The organism is Nocardia sp. NPDC058666 (genome assembly GCF_042714895.1).
In the GTDB taxonomy this organism is placed as follows: domain Bacteria; phylum Actinomycetota; class Actinomycetes; order Mycobacteriales; family Mycobacteriaceae; genus Nocardia.
Genome location: NZ_JBHXRY010000001.1, coordinates 1,173,112 through 1,190,529, shown reverse-complemented (window position 1 = coordinate 1,190,529; position 17,418 = coordinate 1,173,112). Strand labels below are relative to the sequence as shown.

Sequence of the window (17,418 nt, the reverse complement as noted above, 5' to 3'; positions counted from 1 at the left end):
GGGTTGTCGCCGTGGGGAACTGGCGTGCGCATGTCGGGCGCGCCAGTTCGGCGGCGGGCCAATGCTTTCGGTTCAGTAGGTGTGCGCGGGCAGGCTGCGCGCTCCCGACCACAGGTCGTCGATGAGGCGTTCGTAGCTGTCGGCCAGGTCGTCCAGGCGGATCCACTCGTCGTAGAACACCGACTCCGGGGCGCCTGCCAGGGCGACGAAAGCTTGCGAACTGTGCTGGGCCAGTCGGTCGACCAGGTCGCCGAGGGTCTCGCAGTGTTCGTCCGCGGCCGCGGGCGGGACGGGGGCGGCGAGGATGACCCAGCGGTCGATCGAGCGCATCAGTTGGGCGCGGCGGCGATCGATGCGGTCGGCCTCGCCGCACGGGATGCGCTCGCGCAACTGGTGCAGGATCGCTAGCTCGCCCGCAGCGTCGAGGATCGGGTGGTCATCGTGGGGCAACCCGCGAAAAGCCGCGAGCAGCACATCGCGACCGGGCAGCATCTCCTCGCGCGCGCAATGCCGCATTTCACCGCTCCCCCGCCGAACCGACGACGTCAACGCGCGAAACCTTCATCTGGCACACCTCCGGCTCGGGGCACGACACCCCGGTGGGGGTGCCATCGCGTGCAACGGAACGCACCGACCCGCGCGGATCACGCAAACCCGGCAACAATCCCGCCACCACTGTCCCTCACAAACCCCGAGCCGGAAGCGATTTAGCGACAGGACATTCTGATTGTCCGCTGCGCCGCTAGACCGCCTCTCCGCGAATTCTGGCCAGACTCTGGAGCGTGGTCGACCGGGCGTGCGGCCGGCGGTGGCGTGATCGGTCCCGTTTGCCCGTACCCGGCGAGTTACCCATGTGCTTCCTACTGCACGCGGAGGCTGCCGAAAAGCCCGTCTCTTTGGTTCGTCGGGCCTGCGGTGAAGTACAGGGCGTTGGTGTCGCCCAGGCTTTCGCCGTTGCCGAACATCAGTGCCCGCAACCCGGCGATCTCGACCGGGTTCGCCTTGCCGTCGCGCAGGGAGTCCACGAACGTGCCCGTGGTGTCGTCGTAGGCCAGCACGCGACCCAGCCCACCGGAGTTGCCGATCAGCAGTTTGCCCGACAGCGCACCGAAGTTCGACGGCGCGATCGCCACACCCCAGGGGGCGTTGAGTCGGCCGCCGTCGTCGATGATGCGCACCAGTTTGCCCGTGCCGTCGAATTCGGCGACCTTGCCCTTGTCGGGCTTGCCGTCGGACGCCTTGTCCTGATCGGTGTCCAGGGCGGCCGCCTTGCCCTTGTCGAAGGCCTTCGCGTCCTTCTCGTCGGGCTGTGTCACGGCGTAGGACACGAACACTCGGCTACCGAGGGTGGTGATGTTGAACGGCGCGGGATCGCCCGGCACGGCCTTGTTGCCCTTTTCGGGCGAGGACGCGTCGATCACCTCGCCGGTGGCGAACGGGTTCGCGAAACCGGTGGTCGCGATCGGCTGCCAGTTCTTGTCGAAGGTCCGAATCTGCGGGTCGGTGCCGAAATCGGCGGCCAGCAGCTTGTCGCCGGTGGGGTTCAGCGCGAGGCCGAGGAAGGACATGCCCGCGGCGGTGCCGTCGAAGACCTGGTTGGCGCCACCGTCGCGGCGCACGATCGCACCGTCGGGGGCCTGCTCGGTCCAGGCCGAGATCTTGCCCGAATCGGTGGCGAAGATGTACCGGGCGGAACCGCCCAGCGGAATCGGCATCCCGTCCACGTCGACCCACTGGTCGCGGACCACGAACAGGTCCGAGGTGATCGGCGCCGGGTTGAACACCACGCCGGTGGCCTTGCCGACGCTCTTGTCGGACGTGTCGGCGCCGGCGCCGGGGATGCCGACCAGCTTCAACTGATCCTGAGTCAGCTTCTGCAGCTTGGGATCCGAGGACGACTGCACATCACCGAGGAACTGGAACGACTTACCGCCCGCGCCGACCCAGAAGTGTCCGCCGGCGCCCTTGGGCTGACCGGCCAGGCCCCACGCACCGACCATGTCGGGCAGCGTGAACTGGGCGTGAGAGGAGTCCTTGGTCGCAGCCAAATCTGTTCGGCTGTACCGGTTTCCGTCCAGCGCGGCCACCTCGGTGGCGGCCTGCGTGTTCGAGCACGCCGCGGCGAGCAGCACTGCCGCACCGAGCACCGCGCCACGCACCAGCCCCGACCGCACCGTGCGTGCACCCCTGTCATGTCCGTTCACGTTCGTTCCTTTCGACCTTCCGCCACACGGCATTCAGGCGACGCTGACCTTATCGTGACGCGCGCGGCGGTGCGCCGTGACCGCCCCCGCGACCGCAGGTCTACGCTCTTGCCCGTGGCCGAACCCTCCCCCGCAGTCGCCCCGCACCCCGACATCGCCGCTCTGGCACCACTACTGGGTACCTGGCGCGGACGCGGACACGGCGAATACCCGACCATCGAATCGTTCGACTACACCGAAGAGATCACCTTCGGACATCTGGGTCGACCGTTCCTCACCTACCGGCAGCGCACCAAGGCCGGCTCCGACGGCCGACCGCTGCACGCGGAGACCGGATACCTGCGCAGTCCCGCGCCGGGGCGGGTGGAGTTGGTGCTCGCGCATCCGACCGGAATCACCGAGATCTGCGAGGGCACGATCACCGAAACGGTCGACGGAATTCGCTTGGAATTGAACTCCACGAATATCGGATTGAGCGATTCGGCAAAACCCGTGACCGCGGTGAGTCGATCGTTTCATGTCACCGGGGACACGATCGAGTACACGTTGCGAATGGCGGCGGTGGGCGAGAGTTTGCAGCATCACCTCGCCGCGACTCTGCAACGCGGCTGAGTCGCCAGGAATTCGACAACTTACCTGAAGATGGCCTCTGATCAGCGCCTATGCGCAATCGAAATGGAAAATTCACCTTTTCATCATGGTCGTCAGCGGGCATGTTCGAACACGCCCGCACATAGGGCAACAATTGTGTGTCGCTTACTGCCGCCGCCTGTTGCACGGGTAACCGCCGTTCTACGGTTGTGCGTCAGCTAATCCTCAGACAATGAGGGAGACGTGCAATGAGGCGATCCACCCTGATCTTGACCACAGCTGGAATGATTCTCGGCGGCGCGGCCGCCATCGATATTCTCGACGGGGCGGTCACCGCCGCACCCGAACCTGTTGCCAGTTACAACGTGCTGCACGACACGGCGTCATCCCATACCGAGAGCACCTCGCTCGCGGTGGTGCGGGGCCTGTTGGCGACCGAGAACGCCGACTGACCCGACTTCACCGCGACGTATCAGTAGCCCGCGGGCAGGGCTGCGAACATATCCCGGGTCACGGCCACCGCATTGTCGGAGCTGCCACCCTTCACCAGCAGGGTCGCGAACGCGATATCCCCGCGATAGCCGACGAACCACGAGTGCGACCCACCGTCGACCTCGGCTTCGCCGGTCTTGCCGTAGACCTCGCCCTGGTCCCTGATGCGTTCGGCCGTGCCGCCGGTGACGACCATGCGCATCATCGAGCGCAACCCCTGCACGACCTCCGGGTCGATCGGCGGTCGTTCGCCGGTGATCTCGGTGGGCCTGCCCGCGATCAGGTACGGCACCGGCGCGGCACCGTTGGCCACCGTCGCGGCCATCACGGCCATGCCGAACGGGCTCACCACCACGCGGCCCTGACCGATGCCGTCCTCGGCGCGTTGCACCAGGCCGTCGGCGGCGGGCACCGAGCCGGACATCGTCGGTAGGCCTTCGACGCGATAGTCCTGGCCCACGCCCAGCCGTGCCGCGGCCTTGGTGAGCGCGTCGGGTTCGAGCTTGCTGGCCAGTCGAGCGAACGTGGTGTTGCACGAGCGTTCGTAAGCGGTGGCCATCGGGACTTCGCCCACGGAGAACATGTTGTAGTTGGGGATCGTGCGCTCGCCGATGATCGTGCTGCTCGGGCAGGCCAGCACGGTCTGCGGGGTGGCAAGGCCCGCCGCCATCGCCGCCGACGCGGTGACCGTTTTGAAGATGGAGCCCGGCGGGTACTGGCCGCTGGTGGCCACCGGGCCGTCGCGGTCGGCGGCCTTGTTCTGGGCCACCGCCAGGATCGCGCCCGTCGACGGGCGAAGCACCACCATCATGGTCTGCTCGGTGCGCAGATCCACCGCGTGCTGGGCGGAATTCTGCACGAAACGGTCGATGCTCAGCGCGAACGACGGGGCAGGTTCGGCGGCCTCCTCGTGCAGCACGGCCAGGTCGGCGCCGTCGGCGTTGCGGGTGACCACACTCCAGCCCGCCTTGCCGTCGACCTCGGCGATCACCGTCTTCCTGACCTGGGTGAGCAGGTCGGGGGCGAACTTACGGTCGGTGGGCACCATGTCCCACTCCTGCGTCAGTGTCACGCCGGGCAGGCCGATCAGTTCGCCGCCGATGGTGTCGGCCTCGTACTCGTTGAGCAGGATCACCGTGTGCGCGCCTTCGGCCTTGCGCGCCGACGCCAGGATGGTATTCGGGGTGTAGGCGACGGGGTCGATGCGGCTCAGTGCCGCGGCCAGTGCGCCCGCTACCCGGTTCGGGTCGGGAGCTTCGGACACGGTGAACTTCACCCGCGAAACCTTGCCGGGGACAAGGACATCGCTGCCCGCGGACTCGTTCACCCTCGCGCGCGGTGCGGCCCTGGTGCGCAGTTCCATGGTCTGGGTGTCGCCGAGTTCGGGGTGGATATCGGCGGAAGTCCAACGCACCAGCCAACGTCCGTCGCTGCGGCCCATCTGCAGTTCGCCGGTGTAGGTCCACTGGCGACCTTTGGGCAGCGTCCACTGATAGGTGTAGTCGACGGTGGCGGTGTCACCGGTGACGCGGGCATCGCCGGTGCGGATCGACAGCTTCTCCGCCTGCAGCGTCTGCCACGTGGAAGCCAGTGCGGCCGTTGCCTTTTCCGGCGCGGTGGTCAGCGCGGCGGCCGCGGACAGGTCGTGCTCGGCGAACGCCGCCGCGAACGCGTCGGCGGCGGGCACCGGCCCCTGTGTGCCTGCCGAACAGGCGGTTGCCGCTACCGCGAGGGCAGCTACCGCGCAGGTGGTGAGCATCCGAGTCCTCATCGGCACCGATGGTAGCGCCGAACTTCGGCGGTGACCTGCGCGCCACGCGACCGGAAATTCAGTCCAGCAACACCGTTGCGAACGTGGCGATCTGACGGAAACCCACTCGGCTGTAGGCACGGCGGGCGACGCGGTTGTAGTCGTTGACGTACAGGCTGGCCGTACGGCCCGTTGCCACAACAGCATTGGCCACCGATGCCGTACCCGCGGTGCCGATGCCCGCACCCCGGTGCTCGGGATGTACCCATACGCCCTGGATTTGGCCGGTGCGGCGTGACAGTGCGCCGATCTCGGCCTTGTAGATGACCTCGCCGTCTTCGAAACGTGCCCAGGCCCTGCCGGATTCGATCAGGCTGGTGATCCGGCGGCGGTACCCGCGGCCGCCGTCGCCGGTGCGCGGATCGACGCCGACTTCTTCGATGAACATGGCGATCGCGGCGGTGAGGTAGCGGTCGATCTCGTCGGGGCGCACGCGACGCACTCCCCCGTCCGCGCGGGTGATCGCGGGTTGGGCAATGGCCAGCAGGGGTTGGTCCTCGCGCAGCTCTCGCGCCGGGCCCCAGGACGGGAGCAGCATCTCCCATAACGGCAGGGCCAGTTCCTGTCGGCCGACTACCGAGGAACACACCCTCGGCCAGCGGCCCGCTCGGTCGGCGAACGCGCGCAGGGCCGGGCGGTCACCGAGTAGAGGCACGAGGTTGGCGCCGGAGAAACACAGGGAGTCACCTGGTCCGCCGCGGCTCCAGAGTTCACCGACGCCGTTGCGGGAGTCCAATCCGAATTCCTGCACTCGGGCGGCGATCATGCACGAGGCGACCGGGTCGGCGTCCAGCACTCGCAGCACTTCGTTCAGGTCTCGGACGGACACCGGGCGCGCAGGACCGGTCTTGGACCGTCGCGTCGGCTCCAGCAAGCTCCGCACGGCACCAGCCTGCCACGAATGCCCGCGCAACGGTACGGGTCTGTCGAATCCGACGCCTTACCGTGAGAGTGAAGAAGCCGTCTCAGCTGACGGAATCTATGGTCAGCTTCGCGAGGGCCTACGTGGTGACGCTGCGCTACCGCCTCCGGCCCGCCGTCTCAGCTGACAGTAACGATCGGCTCGCCCTGTTCGCCCATCTCCTCGGCGATGCGCATCGCCTCTTCGATCAGGGTCTCCACGATCATGTGCTCGGGCACGGTCTTGATGACCTCGCCCTTGACGAAGATCTGGCCCTTGCCGTTGCCGGACGCGACACCCAGGTCGGCCTCGCGGGCCTCGCCGGGACCGTTCACGACACAGCCCATCACGGCCACCCGCAACGGCACTTCCAGGCCTTCCAGACCGGCGGCGACGGCGTCGGCCAGGGTGTACACGTCCACCTGGGCGCGACCGCACGACGGGCACGACACGATCTCGAGCTTGCGCGGGCGCAGGTTCAACGACTGCAGGATCTGGCCGCCGACCTTGATCTCCTCGGCGGGCGGAGCCGACAGCGACACGCGGATCGTGTCGCCGATGCCCTCGGACAGCAGCGCGCCGAACGCCACCGCGGACTTGATCGTGCCCTGGAACGCGGGGCCCGCCTCGGTGACGCCCAGGTGCAGCGGGTAGTCGCTGCGCGCGGCGAGCTGGCGGTAGGCCTCGACCATGATCACCGGGTCGTTGTGCTTGACCGAGATCTTGATGTCGCCGAAGCCGTGGTCTTCGAACAGGCTCGCCTCCCACAGCGCCGACTCGACCAGCGCCTCGGGGGTGGCCTTGCCGTACTTCTCCAGCATCCGCTTGTCCAGCGAACCGGCGTTCACGCCGATGCGGATCGGGATACCGGCGGCACCGGCGGCCTTGGCGACCTCGCCGACGCGACCGTCGAATTCCTTGATGTTGCCGGGGTTCACGCGGACCGCGGCGCAACCGGCGTCGATCGCGGCGAAGATGTAGCGCGGCTGGAAGTGGATGTCGGCGATCACCGGGATCTGCGACTTCTTCGCGATCGTGGCCAGCGCGTCGGCGTCTTCCTGACGCGGACAGGCCACCCGCACGATGTCGCAACCCGAGGCGGTGAGCTCGGCGATCTGCTGCAGGGTGGCGTTGATGTCGTGGGTCTTGGTGGTGGTCATCGACTGCACCGAGATCGGCGAGTCACTTCCCACGCCGACCTTGCCGACCATCAGCTGGCGGGTCTTGCGCCGGGGTGCGAGAACAGCAGCGGGGGCGGCGGGCATCCCCAATCCGATGGTGCTGGTCACGGTCGGCGCCTTCTTTCGTACGGATATCGGATTGACCGGGTGTCTGTTGCCGAGCTTAGTCGCGCGGGGTGACCGAGCGCCCTGTGAGGGGCGCTACACCGGCCGTCGTGCGGTCAGCGCAGGGTGATGGGGTTGACGATGTCTGCTGCCAAAGTGAGCAGCATGAACGCGCCGCCGACCACCACTGCCACGTATGTCAGCGGCAACAGCTTGAGGTAGTCGACGGGGCCGGCAGGGGCCTTGCCACGCCAGCCTCGCACGGTGTTGCGGATCTTCTCGTAGAGCACCACCGCGATGTGACCGCCGTCCAGCGGCAACAGCGGCAGCAGGTTGAACGCGCCGAGGAAGAAGTTCAGGCTGGCCAGGATCAGGATGAACATGCCCCACAGGCCACGCTCGGCGGTCTCGCCACCGAGGCGGCTGGCGCCGTAGACGCTGACCGGGGTCTCCGGGTCGCGTTCGCCGCCGGTGACTGCTTCCCACAGCGCCGTCACCTTCTGCGGCATCTTCGCCAGGGACTTCACCGTTTCGACGAAGAAATCGCCGGTGAAGGAGATGGTGGCCGGGATCGCGGCGATCGGGCCGTACTTCTGCGGTTCGGCGAAATCGGGGCCGACACCGACCGCGCCCACCTCACGGCTGGGGCCTTCCTTGGGCGTGCGCACGACCCGCTCCGCGGTGACCGGGACGGTGAGCTGCGTACCGTCGCGTTCGATCGTGTACGTGAACGTGCCGGTCTGCTTCTGGGTTTCGGCCTGGAACTGCGCCCACGTGGTCACCTCGACGCCGTTGACGGCCTTGACCACGTCACCACGCTGCAACCCGGCGCGCTGGGCGGGCCCTTCGCCGGTGCAGGGGTTAAGGGTCTTCTGAGGCGTTTCGGTGGCGACACAGCTCATCGAGCCCAGCGCGGTGGCCGGCGGCTGTTCCAGCTGCGGCAACCCCCAGCCCACCGCCAGGATGAACAGCAGAATGAATCCCAGCAGGAAGTTCATGGCGATGCCGCCGAACATCACGAACAGCCGCTTCCAGGTCGCCTGCCGGTACATCGCCCGGTCCAGGTCCTCCGGCTCGAGCTCGTCCAGCGCCGTCATGCCCGCGATATCGCAGAACCCGCCCAGCGGCAGCGCCTTGAGGCCGTACTCGGTCTCACCGCGACGGTACGAGAACACCTTCGGGCCGAAGCCGATGAAGTAGCGGCGCACCTTCATACCGGTGGCCTGCGCGGCCCACATGTGCCCACACTCGTGCAACGCGATCGAGATCGTGATGCCGAGGGCAAACAGGGCGAACCCCAGCGCGAAAACCATGTTCTCCCTGCCGTGTTTGTTGGCGACCGAACCAGTGAGTCAGGACGCGATGATCTTCGCGGCGAACTCCCGTGCCCAGCGGTCGGCCGCGAGGACGTCGTCCAGGGTATCGGGTTCGGCATGCCAGCGGTCCGCGGCCTCTACCGCGCGGGTGACGGTGCGCACAATCGCGGGGAAGGTGATCTTGCCATCGAGGAAAGCTTGCACGGCCACCTCGTTGGCGGCGTTGTAGACCGCGGTGACGCTGCCGCCCGCCTCGCCTGCCTGGCGGGCCAGCAGGATCGCGGGGAAGACCTTGTCGTCGACCGGTTCGAAAGTCCAGGTCGAGGCGGTGCCGAAGTCGCAGGCGGCGGCCGCACCGGGGATGCGGTCGGGCCAGCCCAGTGCGAGGGCGATGGGCAGTTTCATGTCCGGCGGGCTGGCTTGGGCCAGGGTGGAACCGTCGGTGAAGGTGACCATCGAGTGCACAATCGACTGCGGGTGCACCGTGACGTCGATGCGGTCGTAGGGCACGCCGAACAGCAGGTGGGTCTCGATCAGCTCGAGGCCCTTGTTGACCAGCGACGCCGAGTTCAGCGTGTTCATCGGACCCATCGACCAGGTCGGGTGGGTTTTGGCCTCGGCGGGGTTCACCGATTCCAGCATCTCGGTGGTCCAGCCGCGGAACGGGCCGCCCGAGGCGGTCAGGACCAGGCGATCCACCTCGTCGGCGCGACCGCCACGCAGGCACTGGGCCAGCGCCGAATGCTCGGAGTCGACCGGCACGATCTGGCCGGGTGCGGCGGCGCGTGTCACCAACGAACCGCCCGCGACCAAAGATTCCTTGTTCGCCAGTGCCAGGCGGGTGCCCGCTTCCAAGGTGGCCAGGGTCGGTTCCAGTCCCAGCGAACCGACCAGGGCGTTGAGCACGACGTCGGCCTCGGTGCGGCGCACCAACTCGGTCGCCGCATCCGGTCCGCCGAGCTCGAGATCCAGCGCCTGCGCGGCCGCGGGATCGGCGACAGCGACATTGCGGGTTCCGGTGGCGGCCATCTGCTGCGCCAACAGCGCCGGATTGCCGCCGCGCGCCGCCAGACCCACCACTTCGAAGCGGTCCGGATTGGCGGCGATCACCTCGAGCGCCTGGGTGCCGATCGAACCGGTACTGCCCAGAAGCAGCACCTTCACCCGATCGGAGGACTGGGAACGGCCGTGCGCGGCACTGGTTGCGGGGTGGGACACGGCCCCATTGTGACAGGGCTACTGGCTACGACGGACGGTCGTATGCCACGATATGCTCACTCGCCCAACCAGAACTCGAGCCCTAAGGAGCGATCGTGGCAGCCACGGACCTCGATAAAGCCAGCACCGAGCGCGCCGTCGCCACCAGCGTCGACCCCGCCGAGGTGCCCTCGGCAGCATGGGGCTGGAGCGGTGAATCGCGCCGGGCCGCCCAGATCGCGGGATGGTTCGTGGTCGTAGCCCTGCTCGGCATGACCATCGGCAACCACCAGGGTCACGTCGAGGACATCTTCCTCGTCAGCCTCGCCGCCGTGATGGCGCTCATGCTGGTGGTCGACTCGCTCACCCATCGCATCCCGAAGTAACTCTTCGGCATTTCACGAACCACGCCTGCGGCAGCAATGATCTTGCGCCGCAGGCGTTTTCGTCGGTCAGCGACCTCGACGGGCAGGTTTGCGACCGCGCGCGACAGGCTTCTTTGGCGGCGGCTTCTTGGCCGACTTCTTCGGCGCTGGCTTGCGCGCTTCGGTGCGCTTGTCCGGTTCCGCCACCCCGCCACGCGAACTGTTGGCCGAACGACCGCGCACGATCCCGACGAACTCCTCGAGCAGATCGGAGTCGGTGCCCATGGGCCAGGCCAGGGAGATCTCGGTGAAGTCGGTATCGCTGACCGGGCGGTAGACCAGGTCGCGGCGGTGATGCAGGCGCGCGATCGACTGCGGCACGATCGCCGCACCGCCGACCGCAGCCACCATGGCCAGCGCGTCCACAGCCTGATCGAGATCGGTGGTGTCCTGGACGGTTTCGGTGGCCAGGTCGGCCGGGGTGATCGTGTCCAGCAACGACAGCGCGTCGTCCTTCTGCACGACCGCGACCGGGGTCTCCTGCCACAGTGAGATCGCGTTCGTCGCGGTGCGGTCGATCGGCAGGCGAACGAAACACACGTCGACGCGGCCCTCGCGCAGCGCCGCCTCCTGCTCACCCTGCGCGATACCGATGACCTCGAGGGGATGGTCGGGCAGTCGATCGGCCCAGATCCGCGCCCACTTCTTCACCGTGACCCCCGGCACGAACCCCACCCGCAGGCTCGCGGGTGCATCGGGCTTCTGCTCGCGTTCGGCCTGATCCTGCACCCTGATCAGCTCCCTGGCATGCGCGAGCAGGGCGCTACCGTCGTCGGAGAGCTGAGTGGGCGACGCGCCGGGCACGAACAGGCGGGTGCCCAGTTCTTCCTCCAGCTCGATCACCGTGGCGCTCAGCGCCTGACGGGGAATCCGCAGGGCCTTGGCGGCGCGCGCGAAGTGCAGTTCCTCGGCCACGGCGACGAATCGACGCAACCGGGCGAGGTCGATGGAGTCGGCGGCGGTGACATCGAAGTCGCTCATTCTGACCAGAATATGGCACTCGCGCGACGGGTCGGTCAGGCGATCACAGGTTCGTCAGCAACGCGATCACTCCGGCGATCACCAGGACCACCACGATCATCACCGCGTAGACGCCCAACGCCGACCCCCAACCGCCGCGTGCCGGGGGCGGAGTCGGGATCCTGGCCGGTTGCTGCCAGTACTGCGGGGGCGCGTTGTACTGCGGCTGCGGCATCTGCGGAATCTGCGGCTGGCTGTACGGCGGGATCGGCTGCGCCGGTGAACTCACCGGGCGCATGGGCTGCATACCGACGAACGGTTGCGCGTGCGAACCCGAGACCGGGCGGGCCAGCGGGGTCGAACCGGTGGTGCCGGTGCGCATCGCCCGCTTGGCGGCGTCGACGAACTCCTCGCACGAGCTGAACCGGTCGGCGGGTCGCTTGGCCAACGCGCGCGCCATCACCGCGTCCAACACCGGCGGCAGACCCGCGCGACGCGGGCTGATCGGCGGTGGCGGCGACTGCAGATGGCCGGTGATGACCGCGGCCGGGCTCGTCGATTCGTACGGTGCGCTGCCGGTCAACAGGGTGTACAGGGTGCACGCCAGCGAGTACTGGTCCGCGCGATGATCCAGGGCCGCGCCGGTGAGCTGCTCGGGGGCGGCATAGGCCAAAGTCGCTGTGAACGAGCCGGTTTCGGTCAGGTGACCCGAATCGTCGCGCAGGCGCGCGATGCCGAAATCGGTGAGGTAGACCCGTTCCTGACTGTTGGACCGGGCCAGCAGGATGTTGGCGGGCTTCACATCACGGTGCAGCACACCCGCGCGGTGCGCGTAATCCAACGCCGCGGCGGTCTCACCGATGATCTGCAACGCGCGATCGGTGGGCAGATTGTGCGGGTTCAACGACGACGCGTCGATCCCGTCGACGTACTGCATGCTGATCCACAACTGATCACCCTCGACCCCGCGATCGAACACGGTCACGATATTGGGGTGATCCAACTGCGCGACCAGATCGGCTTCGCGTTCGAACCTGGCCCGGATCTCCTTGTCGGAGAACAACTCCCGATTCAACAGTTTCAACGCGGTCCACCGCGGCAACCGCGGATGCCGAGCCAGATACACCGACCCCATCCCGCCACGCCCCAGCTGCCGATCAACCGTATAGCCGGCGAACACCGTCCCGTCAGAAACCACTCTGACCCCACAATCTCGCTCGTCGTCCGACCGCTGGACCCTACCAAAGCGCGGAACGCGGCGCGGCGGGTGACAGGCCGCGCACGGGCAGCACCGAGCTACCTCCGGTCAGCGCAGTGGAAAGCGAACGAAGTCCTTCAGCAAGGGAGCGAGGTCATTACCGGATGTCGAGCTGCGGTGCGAGAGCAACACCCAGCGTTCACGACCTGGGTCGCTGAAGGTGGAAACCACCGCCGCGAGTACGTACCGGTTGTTGTAGTACAGGGTCCGGTGGTCGTCGCTGCGCGTGCCGGACGCCCCGCTGCCCACATCTCGTGACTTGCTCTCGAAATCGGCGACGGCCGCAGCCGCGGACTCCGCGGTGGGAAACGTGTAGAAGGAGAAGTGCGAATCGCGGATCTCAGCGGATTTGCAGGCCCACTTGGCGCCCGCGGCCTGGAAGGTGCTCTCCCACTCGAGCTCGTTGCGAGTCGTCGTATTGACGTAGGCCCTGCAGTTCCGGCCACCGAAACCGATGCCTTCGATATAAGGATTGCGGTGCTCGAGACCGGCGACCTCCCCCGGCGGCAGCAGCTGCGGAAAGGCCGCCGACATCGCGGCGATGTCCTTGTGGGCCTGCGTGCGATTCAGAATGTCCGCCACAAAGGTGCTCTCGTCACGCCAGACCCACACCCCCGCGCCCACCACTACCGCCAGCACCACGAGCAGCACCGAAGGGGCCCAGGCACGCGAGGTGCGTCTGGCCCGGGCGGGAACGAACGGCACGGCATTCCCGGCGGGGCGCGCTCTTCCTGGAGACGGCTGATGCGGCGCAGACGGGACATGCACGCGTGGCTGGGCAGGCCGTGGCCCGAAACCCGTGGGCCCGGTACCGGTTCCGTGCAACGCCCAGCGCACAGCTGCCGCGAACTCCGCACAGGAGTCGAAGCGGTCGGCGGGGCGTTTGGCCAGTGCACGCGCCAACACGGCATCGACAGCGGGCGGCAACTCGGGACGACGAGCCCGGATCGACGGTGGTGGTCCCTGCAGATGCCCCTGGATCACCGACACCGGATTCGTCGACGCGAACGGCGCTGCCCCGGCCAACAGCGAATACAGCGTGCATGCCAGCGAATACTGATCGGATCGGTGGTCGAGGGGCGCACCGGTCAGCTGCTCCGGCGACGCGTAGGCCAGCGTCGCGGTGAAGGTGCCGGTCTGCGTCAGATGGTGCGCGTCGTCGGTCGGGCGGGCGATCCCGAAATCGGTCAGCAGCACCCGTTCCCGGCCGGTCGTACCGGCGAGCAGGATGTTGGCCGGCTTCACGTCGCGGTGCAGCACGCCGTTGCGGTGCGCGTGATCGAGCGCGGCCGCGGTCCCCTCGATGATGTGCACCGCGCGTTCGACGGGGATCGGCTGGTCGATATTTGCCGCGTCGACACCGTCGACGAACTGCATGCTGATCCACAGTCGGCCCTCGTCGACGCCCCGGTCGTACACCGTGACGATGTTCGGATGCTCCAGCTGTGCCGCGAGATCGGCTTCGCGTTCGAATCGTGCGCGGATCTCGTTGTCGGAGAACAGCTCCGCGTTCAGCATCTTCAGCGCGGTCTGCCGTGGCAGACGGGGATGCCGGGCCAGATACACCGACCCCATCCCCCCACGCCCCAGCAGACGCTCGATCGCGTACCCGGCGAAGACATCACCCGTCGTCAGCATGGTCCCCCGTTGTCCGACCGAATCAGTACATGGCGCGCGCTGTCGCGGGCCGTGACCAACCTAGCGTCTGCCTCCCCCGCGCTCGGTAGCTGGTACACGTCGCCGAATCGGCAGGGTGCCGGGATCACTCCTCGATTCGCACGCCCATCGAACGTGCGGTGCCTGCGACGATGCGCATCGCCGCTTCGACGTCGGTGGTGTTCAAGTCGGGCAGTTTGCGGATTGCTATGCGGCGCAATTGTTCCCGCGTGATCGCGCCCACTGCCTTGTGGCCCGGCTGTGGTGAGCCGGGACGGCCGAGTGCCTTGCGGATCAGCGACGCCGTCGGGGGGGTTTTCAGGCGCATGGTCCAGCGTTTGCGGGCGTCGACGGTGATGACGGCGGGGATGATCTCGCCGCGGCGGTCCGCTGTCGCGGCGTCGTAGCGGCGTTTGACCTCGAAGGGTGGGACGCCGGTAGGGCCCAGCATCTTGCCCAGGGTCATCAGCGAGGCGTTGCCCGCTTCGAGCTCGAGAGTGACTGTGACAGAGGCTGTTTCGCGCGCCATAATCAACGATCTCTGACGCGCGCATCGTTGCGGTTCCGCGGCGATAACGCCTGGGCCGCAACCCCCGATCAGCGTTCGGTTCGCCTGATCCGGGTTCGCCTGTCACTCTGATGCGGTGAAACGTGACGTTTCCGCTCACCTGGAGGTCGCGGTCCATGCCGATTCGGTGCTGCAGTGTCAGATCGCTGCCGCCCGACGACCAGGCCTGGACCTGATCGAGTCCATGACGTGCTCGATCGACGGCGAGTTCCTCACCCCGCGTGAGATTCTCGGCCCGCTCGGTTCCCGGATCCACGTGCTGGACGTGCGCGCGGGCACCCTGCGGATCGACTATCAGGCGACCGTGCTGGGCACCGCCTTCGTCGAACCGTTGTCCGACTACGACCTGGCACTGTATCGACGACCCAGCCGGTACGCGGAGTCGGACAAACTGCTGGGCTTCGCGGCGGCCGAATTCGGTTACGGCATAGCCGATCCCGAGGTGGCCAACCGCGTCTCCCAATGGATCGGCCGACGGATCACCTACCTCCCCGGCAGCAGCACGCCCATCGACGGCGCCGTGGAAACCCTGCTGTCGGGCACCGGCGTCTGCCGCGACTTCTCCCACCTGATGGTGGCACTGCTGCGCGCGGTAGGCGTACCCGCCCGTGTCGCCGCGGTCTACGCACCCGGCTGCGTCCCGATGGACTTCCACGCCGTCTGCGAGGCCTACATCAACGGCAGCTGGCGCGCCTACGACCCCACCGGCCTGGCACCCCGCTCGAGCCTGGTCCGCATCGCCACCGGCCGCGACGCCTCCGACATCGCCTTCCTCGACAACCACGGCGGCGACATCACCTTGAACTTCATGTCCGTCAACGCCTTCGTCGAAGGCCCCCTCCCCTACGACGACTTCACCACCCCGACCAGCATCGTTTAGCCCCTCAACCGCCGGTCGACAGGGTCTGCATCTCCACCAGCAGTTGAGCAAGGTCACGATCCCGATTGAACCCACGCTCAGTGATCAACCGAATCGCCTCAGCAGCATCCGCGAAGTCCTCATCGGTTGCGACCACGGCCAAACTCCTGAGATCCGCCCCGTCCTGTGGCCGACTCTCGTCATCGCGAGCAAGCAGCTTCAATGCGATGAGATGGCCGGTGCGAGCAACAGGCATGACCAAACCGGGAAATATCTCGAGCCGCTCCGCCGCACCAACAATCTCCGGCTCGATACCCGAACTGGCAAAAAGCAGATCAACGACAACTGGGACGCCGTCGATACGCCGCTTGAGCCGGACAGTCGCCAACCGCCCGTTATCGTGCTCAACCGAAGCGAAAAACTGGTACCCGGCCGCCATCAGCGACTGCACCAGGCCCTCGGCCTGAGTGTCATCGAGCACCGCGGCAGCGATGTCGATATCCGCCGTGAACCTTGGATTCGATCGGGCCGACACCGCGAACCCGCCGACGATCGACCACCGGCATCCGCGTTGATCAAGATCGGAAGCTGCCTTCCGCAGCGCTGCCTCGAGCGGATTCACGCGAACCTGGCCGACGGTCGGCCTCGCCCTCCACCAAGCGGCTCGAACGGTCGCGACAGCAACCACTCGTCAATCGCTGAATCGATCACCGCCTCATCCGCGTCCGGATGCTGGCGACGAAGTCGAGCGCGCTGCATGCCCAAGCCGAACTCGAACATATCGATCGCAAGCCGGAGCCGATCCGCAGGTGAGTCGTCGTCCATGCACAAAGCCTACCGTCGGCGTCGATTACACACCTTGACCATCCGCAACCCCTGCAAACCACGTTCCTCGGCTGAACGAGTTGGCCATCCATTGGCGTTGAGAGCCTTGGCGCTTCATCTTCGTGTCGACCACCAGTTGACCTCGCGAATCAGTCCCCCTGCGGTACCGCGACCGTTGTGAAGCGAACGAGGTCGACCTGTCCATTGAGATTGCCCATTACCCCGATCAGCCCCTGACAGGTGTGCTCGTCGTAGAAGAAGATGCCCGTCCTCGTTCCGAAGACCCGAAAGCCGTGCCAGAACGTGAATTCCGGGATGCGCACGGTCGGGTGCTCGGATCGTGGTCGCTGCCAACCGCGACTGTCCGCGATGCGCTCGAGTGCCGCGTCGATCAGGGGGCTCTCGCCCACCTGTCCCGCGCTCATGAAGTCCGCCTTCATCGCGAGCTCGTCATGGAAGTAGCTCCACGGAACGTCGAATTGCTTTGCGGTTCTCAGCAGTTCCCGCACGTGCGATACCCGAACTCGCAGGGCGGTGGAGCTTTCAGCAACCATGATGCAACCTTTGAGGGCTCGATCGAGACAGTGGTCAACGACGATCGCCAGCGTAGCCACACCCACTGACACAATTCCAAGCCCGCCGCACCCTTCGGCCATATCGCCAGATTCGGTCGAGCTGGTCAGCCTTCCGCTGCCAACTGACCGCAGGCCGCGGCGATCTCCTGCCCGCGGGTGTCAGGCACCGTGCACGACACACCCTGGGCGATCACGCGCCGAACGAACTCGCGCTCAACGGGTTTGGGGCTGGCGGCCAACAGATGGGACTGCTGCACGCCCGAAGCCTATGCAGGACGAGTTCGTGCGCCGTGTCCAGGCGCAGGGCGTGACGTGCACGGTCGGCCTCGATCAGCGGGCGGATCGCCGTGATCGCGCGGCTGATCGAGGATTGAGAGGTGCCGACCGTTTCGGCGATGTCAGCTTGGGTTGGATTTCGCCGCAGGGAAATCAATGTCGCGCGCAGCGAGGCCAGCAATCCTAACGTCGGCGGCCATCCGTGGGGTGCGACCGCGA

The 17,418-nt window shown here is 67.1% G+C and carries 18 protein-coding genes and 1 pseudogene; 4 read left to right on the top strand and 15 right to left on the bottom strand.

Features of this window, described 5'->3' with window-relative positions:
• Nucleotides 1–72: 72 nt before the first annotated feature.
• Both ACFWVD_RS05505 and ACFWVD_RS05500 read right to left on the bottom strand, forming a co-directional pair.
• A complete protein-coding gene (locus ACFWVD_RS05505) occupies nucleotides 73–516 on the bottom strand; it encodes a hypothetical protein (RefSeq protein WP_379240730.1) in 444 nt (147 codons plus the stop codon).
• A gap of 344 nt (nucleotides 517–860) precedes the next feature.
• Entirely contained in the window at nucleotides 861–2,204 is a 1,344-nt protein-coding gene (locus ACFWVD_RS05500) for a TIGR03118 family protein (protein ID WP_379240729.1), read from the bottom strand.
• Between the two features lie 114 nt (nucleotides 2,205–2,318).
• Between ACFWVD_RS05500 and ACFWVD_RS05495 the strand changes: the two genes are divergently transcribed.
• Both ACFWVD_RS05495 and ACFWVD_RS05490 read left to right on the top strand, forming a co-directional pair.
• Nucleotides 2,319–2,816 (top strand): peroxynitrite isomerase, encoded by a 498-nt coding sequence (locus ACFWVD_RS05495; protein ID WP_379240728.1) that lies wholly within the window; start codon nucleotides 2,319–2,321, stop codon nucleotides 2,814–2,816.
• A 227-nt stretch (nucleotides 2,817–3,043) separates the two neighbouring features.
• The gene (locus ACFWVD_RS05490; RefSeq protein ID WP_379240727.1) at nucleotides 3,044–3,247 is read left to right on the top strand and encodes a hypothetical protein; all 204 of its coding nucleotides are present in this window, start codon (nucleotides 3,044–3,046) and stop codon (nucleotides 3,245–3,247) included.
• Between the two features lie 20 nt (nucleotides 3,248–3,267).
• On the opposite strand, the gene ACFWVD_RS05485 is transcribed toward ACFWVD_RS05490, so the two are convergent.
• The 5 genes from ACFWVD_RS05485 to dxr all read right to left on the bottom strand — a co-directional run bounded on the left by ACFWVD_RS05485 (nucleotide 3,268) and on the right by dxr (nucleotide 9,818).
• The gene (locus ACFWVD_RS05485) at nucleotides 3,268–5,058 is read right to left on the bottom strand and encodes a penicillin-binding transpeptidase domain-containing protein (RefSeq protein ID WP_379240726.1); all 1,791 of its coding nucleotides are present in this window, start codon (nucleotides 5,056–5,058) and stop codon (nucleotides 3,268–3,270) included.
• A 58-nt stretch (nucleotides 5,059–5,116) separates the two neighbouring features.
• Nucleotides 5,117–5,980 (bottom strand): GNAT family N-acetyltransferase, encoded by an 864-nt coding sequence (locus tag ACFWVD_RS05480; RefSeq protein WP_379240725.1) that lies wholly within the window; start codon nucleotides 5,978–5,980, stop codon nucleotides 5,117–5,119.
• A gap of 158 nt (nucleotides 5,981–6,138) precedes the next feature.
• Nucleotides 6,139–7,287: a flavodoxin-dependent (E)-4-hydroxy-3-methylbut-2-enyl-diphosphate synthase gene (gene ispG / locus ACFWVD_RS05475; RefSeq protein ID WP_379240724.1), complete on the bottom strand. Its 1,149-nt coding sequence runs from the start codon at nucleotides 7,285–7,287 to the stop codon at nucleotides 6,139–6,141.
• A 113-nt stretch (nucleotides 7,288–7,400) separates the two neighbouring features.
• Nucleotides 7,401–8,597, bottom strand: a complete 1,197-nt coding sequence (locus tag ACFWVD_RS05470) for a M50 family metallopeptidase (protein ID WP_379240723.1) — start codon at nucleotides 8,595–8,597, stop codon at nucleotides 7,401–7,403.
• 39 nt (nucleotides 8,598–8,636) lie between these two features.
• Complete coding sequence (gene dxr / locus ACFWVD_RS05465) at nucleotides 8,637–9,818, bottom strand: 1-deoxy-D-xylulose-5-phosphate reductoisomerase (RefSeq protein WP_379240722.1); 1,182 nt, start codon at nucleotides 9,816–9,818, stop codon at nucleotides 8,637–8,639.
• Nucleotides 9,819–9,913: 95 nt separating this feature from the next.
• Here dxr and ACFWVD_RS05460 point away from each other — a divergent pair, with 95 nt between their 5' ends.
• Entirely contained in the window at nucleotides 9,914–10,183 is a 270-nt protein-coding gene (locus tag ACFWVD_RS05460) for a DUF2631 domain-containing protein (protein WP_379240721.1), read from the top strand.
• Nucleotides 10,184–10,249: 66 nt separating this feature from the next.
• Here ACFWVD_RS05460 and ACFWVD_RS05455 read toward each other — a convergent pair whose 3' ends face one another.
• The 4 genes from ACFWVD_RS05455 to ACFWVD_RS05440 all read right to left on the bottom strand — a co-directional run bounded on the left by ACFWVD_RS05455 (nucleotide 10,250) and on the right by ACFWVD_RS05440 (nucleotide 14,625).
• Complete coding sequence (locus tag ACFWVD_RS05455; RefSeq protein WP_379240720.1) at nucleotides 10,250–11,203, bottom strand: LysR family transcriptional regulator; 954 nt, start codon at nucleotides 11,201–11,203, stop codon at nucleotides 10,250–10,252.
• 43 nt (nucleotides 11,204–11,246) lie between these two features.
• Nucleotides 11,247–12,380: a serine/threonine-protein kinase gene (locus ACFWVD_RS05450; protein ID WP_379240719.1), complete on the bottom strand. Its 1,134-nt coding sequence runs from the start codon at nucleotides 12,378–12,380 to the stop codon at nucleotides 11,247–11,249.
• A gap of 108 nt (nucleotides 12,381–12,488) precedes the next feature.
• Nucleotides 12,489–14,078 carry a serine/threonine-protein kinase gene (locus ACFWVD_RS05445; RefSeq protein WP_379240718.1) on the bottom strand — a complete coding sequence of 530 codons (1,590 nt, stop codon included), beginning with the start codon at nucleotides 14,076–14,078 and terminating at the stop codon, nucleotides 12,489–12,491.
• Nucleotides 14,079–14,202: 124 nt separating this feature from the next.
• A complete protein-coding gene (locus ACFWVD_RS05440; RefSeq protein ID WP_379240717.1) occupies nucleotides 14,203–14,625 on the bottom strand; it encodes an uL11 family ribosomal protein in 423 nt (140 codons plus the stop codon).
• 115 nt (nucleotides 14,626–14,740) lie between these two features.
• Here ACFWVD_RS05440 and ACFWVD_RS05435 point away from each other — a divergent pair, with 115 nt between their 5' ends.
• A complete protein-coding gene (locus ACFWVD_RS05435; protein WP_379240716.1) occupies nucleotides 14,741–15,544 on the top strand; it encodes a transglutaminase family protein in 804 nt (267 codons plus the stop codon).
• A 4-nt stretch (nucleotides 15,545–15,548) separates the two neighbouring features.
• On the opposite strand, the gene ACFWVD_RS05430 is transcribed toward ACFWVD_RS05435, so the two are convergent.
• The 4 genes and pseudogenes from ACFWVD_RS05430 to ACFWVD_RS05415 form a co-directional block, all read right to left on the bottom strand.
• Entirely contained in the window at nucleotides 15,549–16,145 is a 597-nt protein-coding gene (locus ACFWVD_RS05430; RefSeq protein ID WP_379240715.1) for a nucleotidyl transferase AbiEii/AbiGii toxin family protein, read from the bottom strand.
• Nucleotides 16,142–16,348: a hypothetical protein gene (locus tag ACFWVD_RS05425; protein WP_379240714.1), complete on the bottom strand. Its 207-nt coding sequence runs from the start codon at nucleotides 16,346–16,348 to the stop codon at nucleotides 16,142–16,144. The genes ACFWVD_RS05430 and ACFWVD_RS05425 overlap by 4 nt, the downstream gene beginning before the upstream one ends.
• 149 nt (nucleotides 16,349–16,497) lie before the next feature.
• The gene (locus tag ACFWVD_RS05420; protein WP_379240713.1) at nucleotides 16,498–16,968 is read right to left on the bottom strand and encodes a hypothetical protein; all 471 of its coding nucleotides are present in this window, start codon (nucleotides 16,966–16,968) and stop codon (nucleotides 16,498–16,500) included.
• Between the two features lie 59 nt (nucleotides 16,969–17,027).
• Nucleotides 17,028–17,156, bottom strand: a pseudogene (locus tag ACFWVD_RS05415) (23S rRNA (adenine(2503)-C(2))-methyltransferase RlmN); the annotation flags it as partial.
• Nucleotides 17,157–17,418: the final 262 nt, after the last annotated feature.

Bases quoted from the DNA above. Each gene is read 5' to 3' on its own strand.
- ACFWVD_RS05505 (WP_379240730.1), bottom strand. From the start codon at position 516: ATGCGGCATTGCGCGCGCGAGGAGATGCTGCCCGGTCGCGATGTGCTG.
- ACFWVD_RS05490 (WP_379240727.1), top strand. From the start codon at position 3,044: ATGAGGCGATCCACCCTGATCTTGACCACAGCTGGAATGATTCTCGGC.
- ACFWVD_RS05485 (WP_379240726.1), bottom strand. From the start codon at position 5,058: ATGAGGACTCGGATGCTCACCACCTGCGCGGTAGCTGCCCTCGCGGTA.
- ACFWVD_RS05470 (WP_379240723.1), bottom strand. From the start codon at position 8,597: ATGGTTTTCGCGCTGGGGTTCGCCCTGTTTGCCCTCGGCATCACGATC.
- ACFWVD_RS05455 (WP_379240720.1), bottom strand. From the start codon at position 11,203: ATGAGCGACTTCGATGTCACCGCCGCCGACTCCATCGACCTCGCCCGG.
- ACFWVD_RS05440 (WP_379240717.1), bottom strand. From the start codon at position 14,625: ATGGCGCGCGAAACAGCCTCTGTCACAGTCACTCTCGAGCTCGAAGCG.
- ACFWVD_RS05425 (WP_379240714.1), bottom strand. From the start codon at position 16,348: ATGGACGACGACTCACCTGCGGATCGGCTCCGGCTTGCGATCGATATG.
- ACFWVD_RS05445 (WP_379240718.1), bottom strand. From the start codon at position 14,078: ATGCTGACGACGGGTGATGTCTTCGCCGGGTACGCGATCGAGCGTCTG.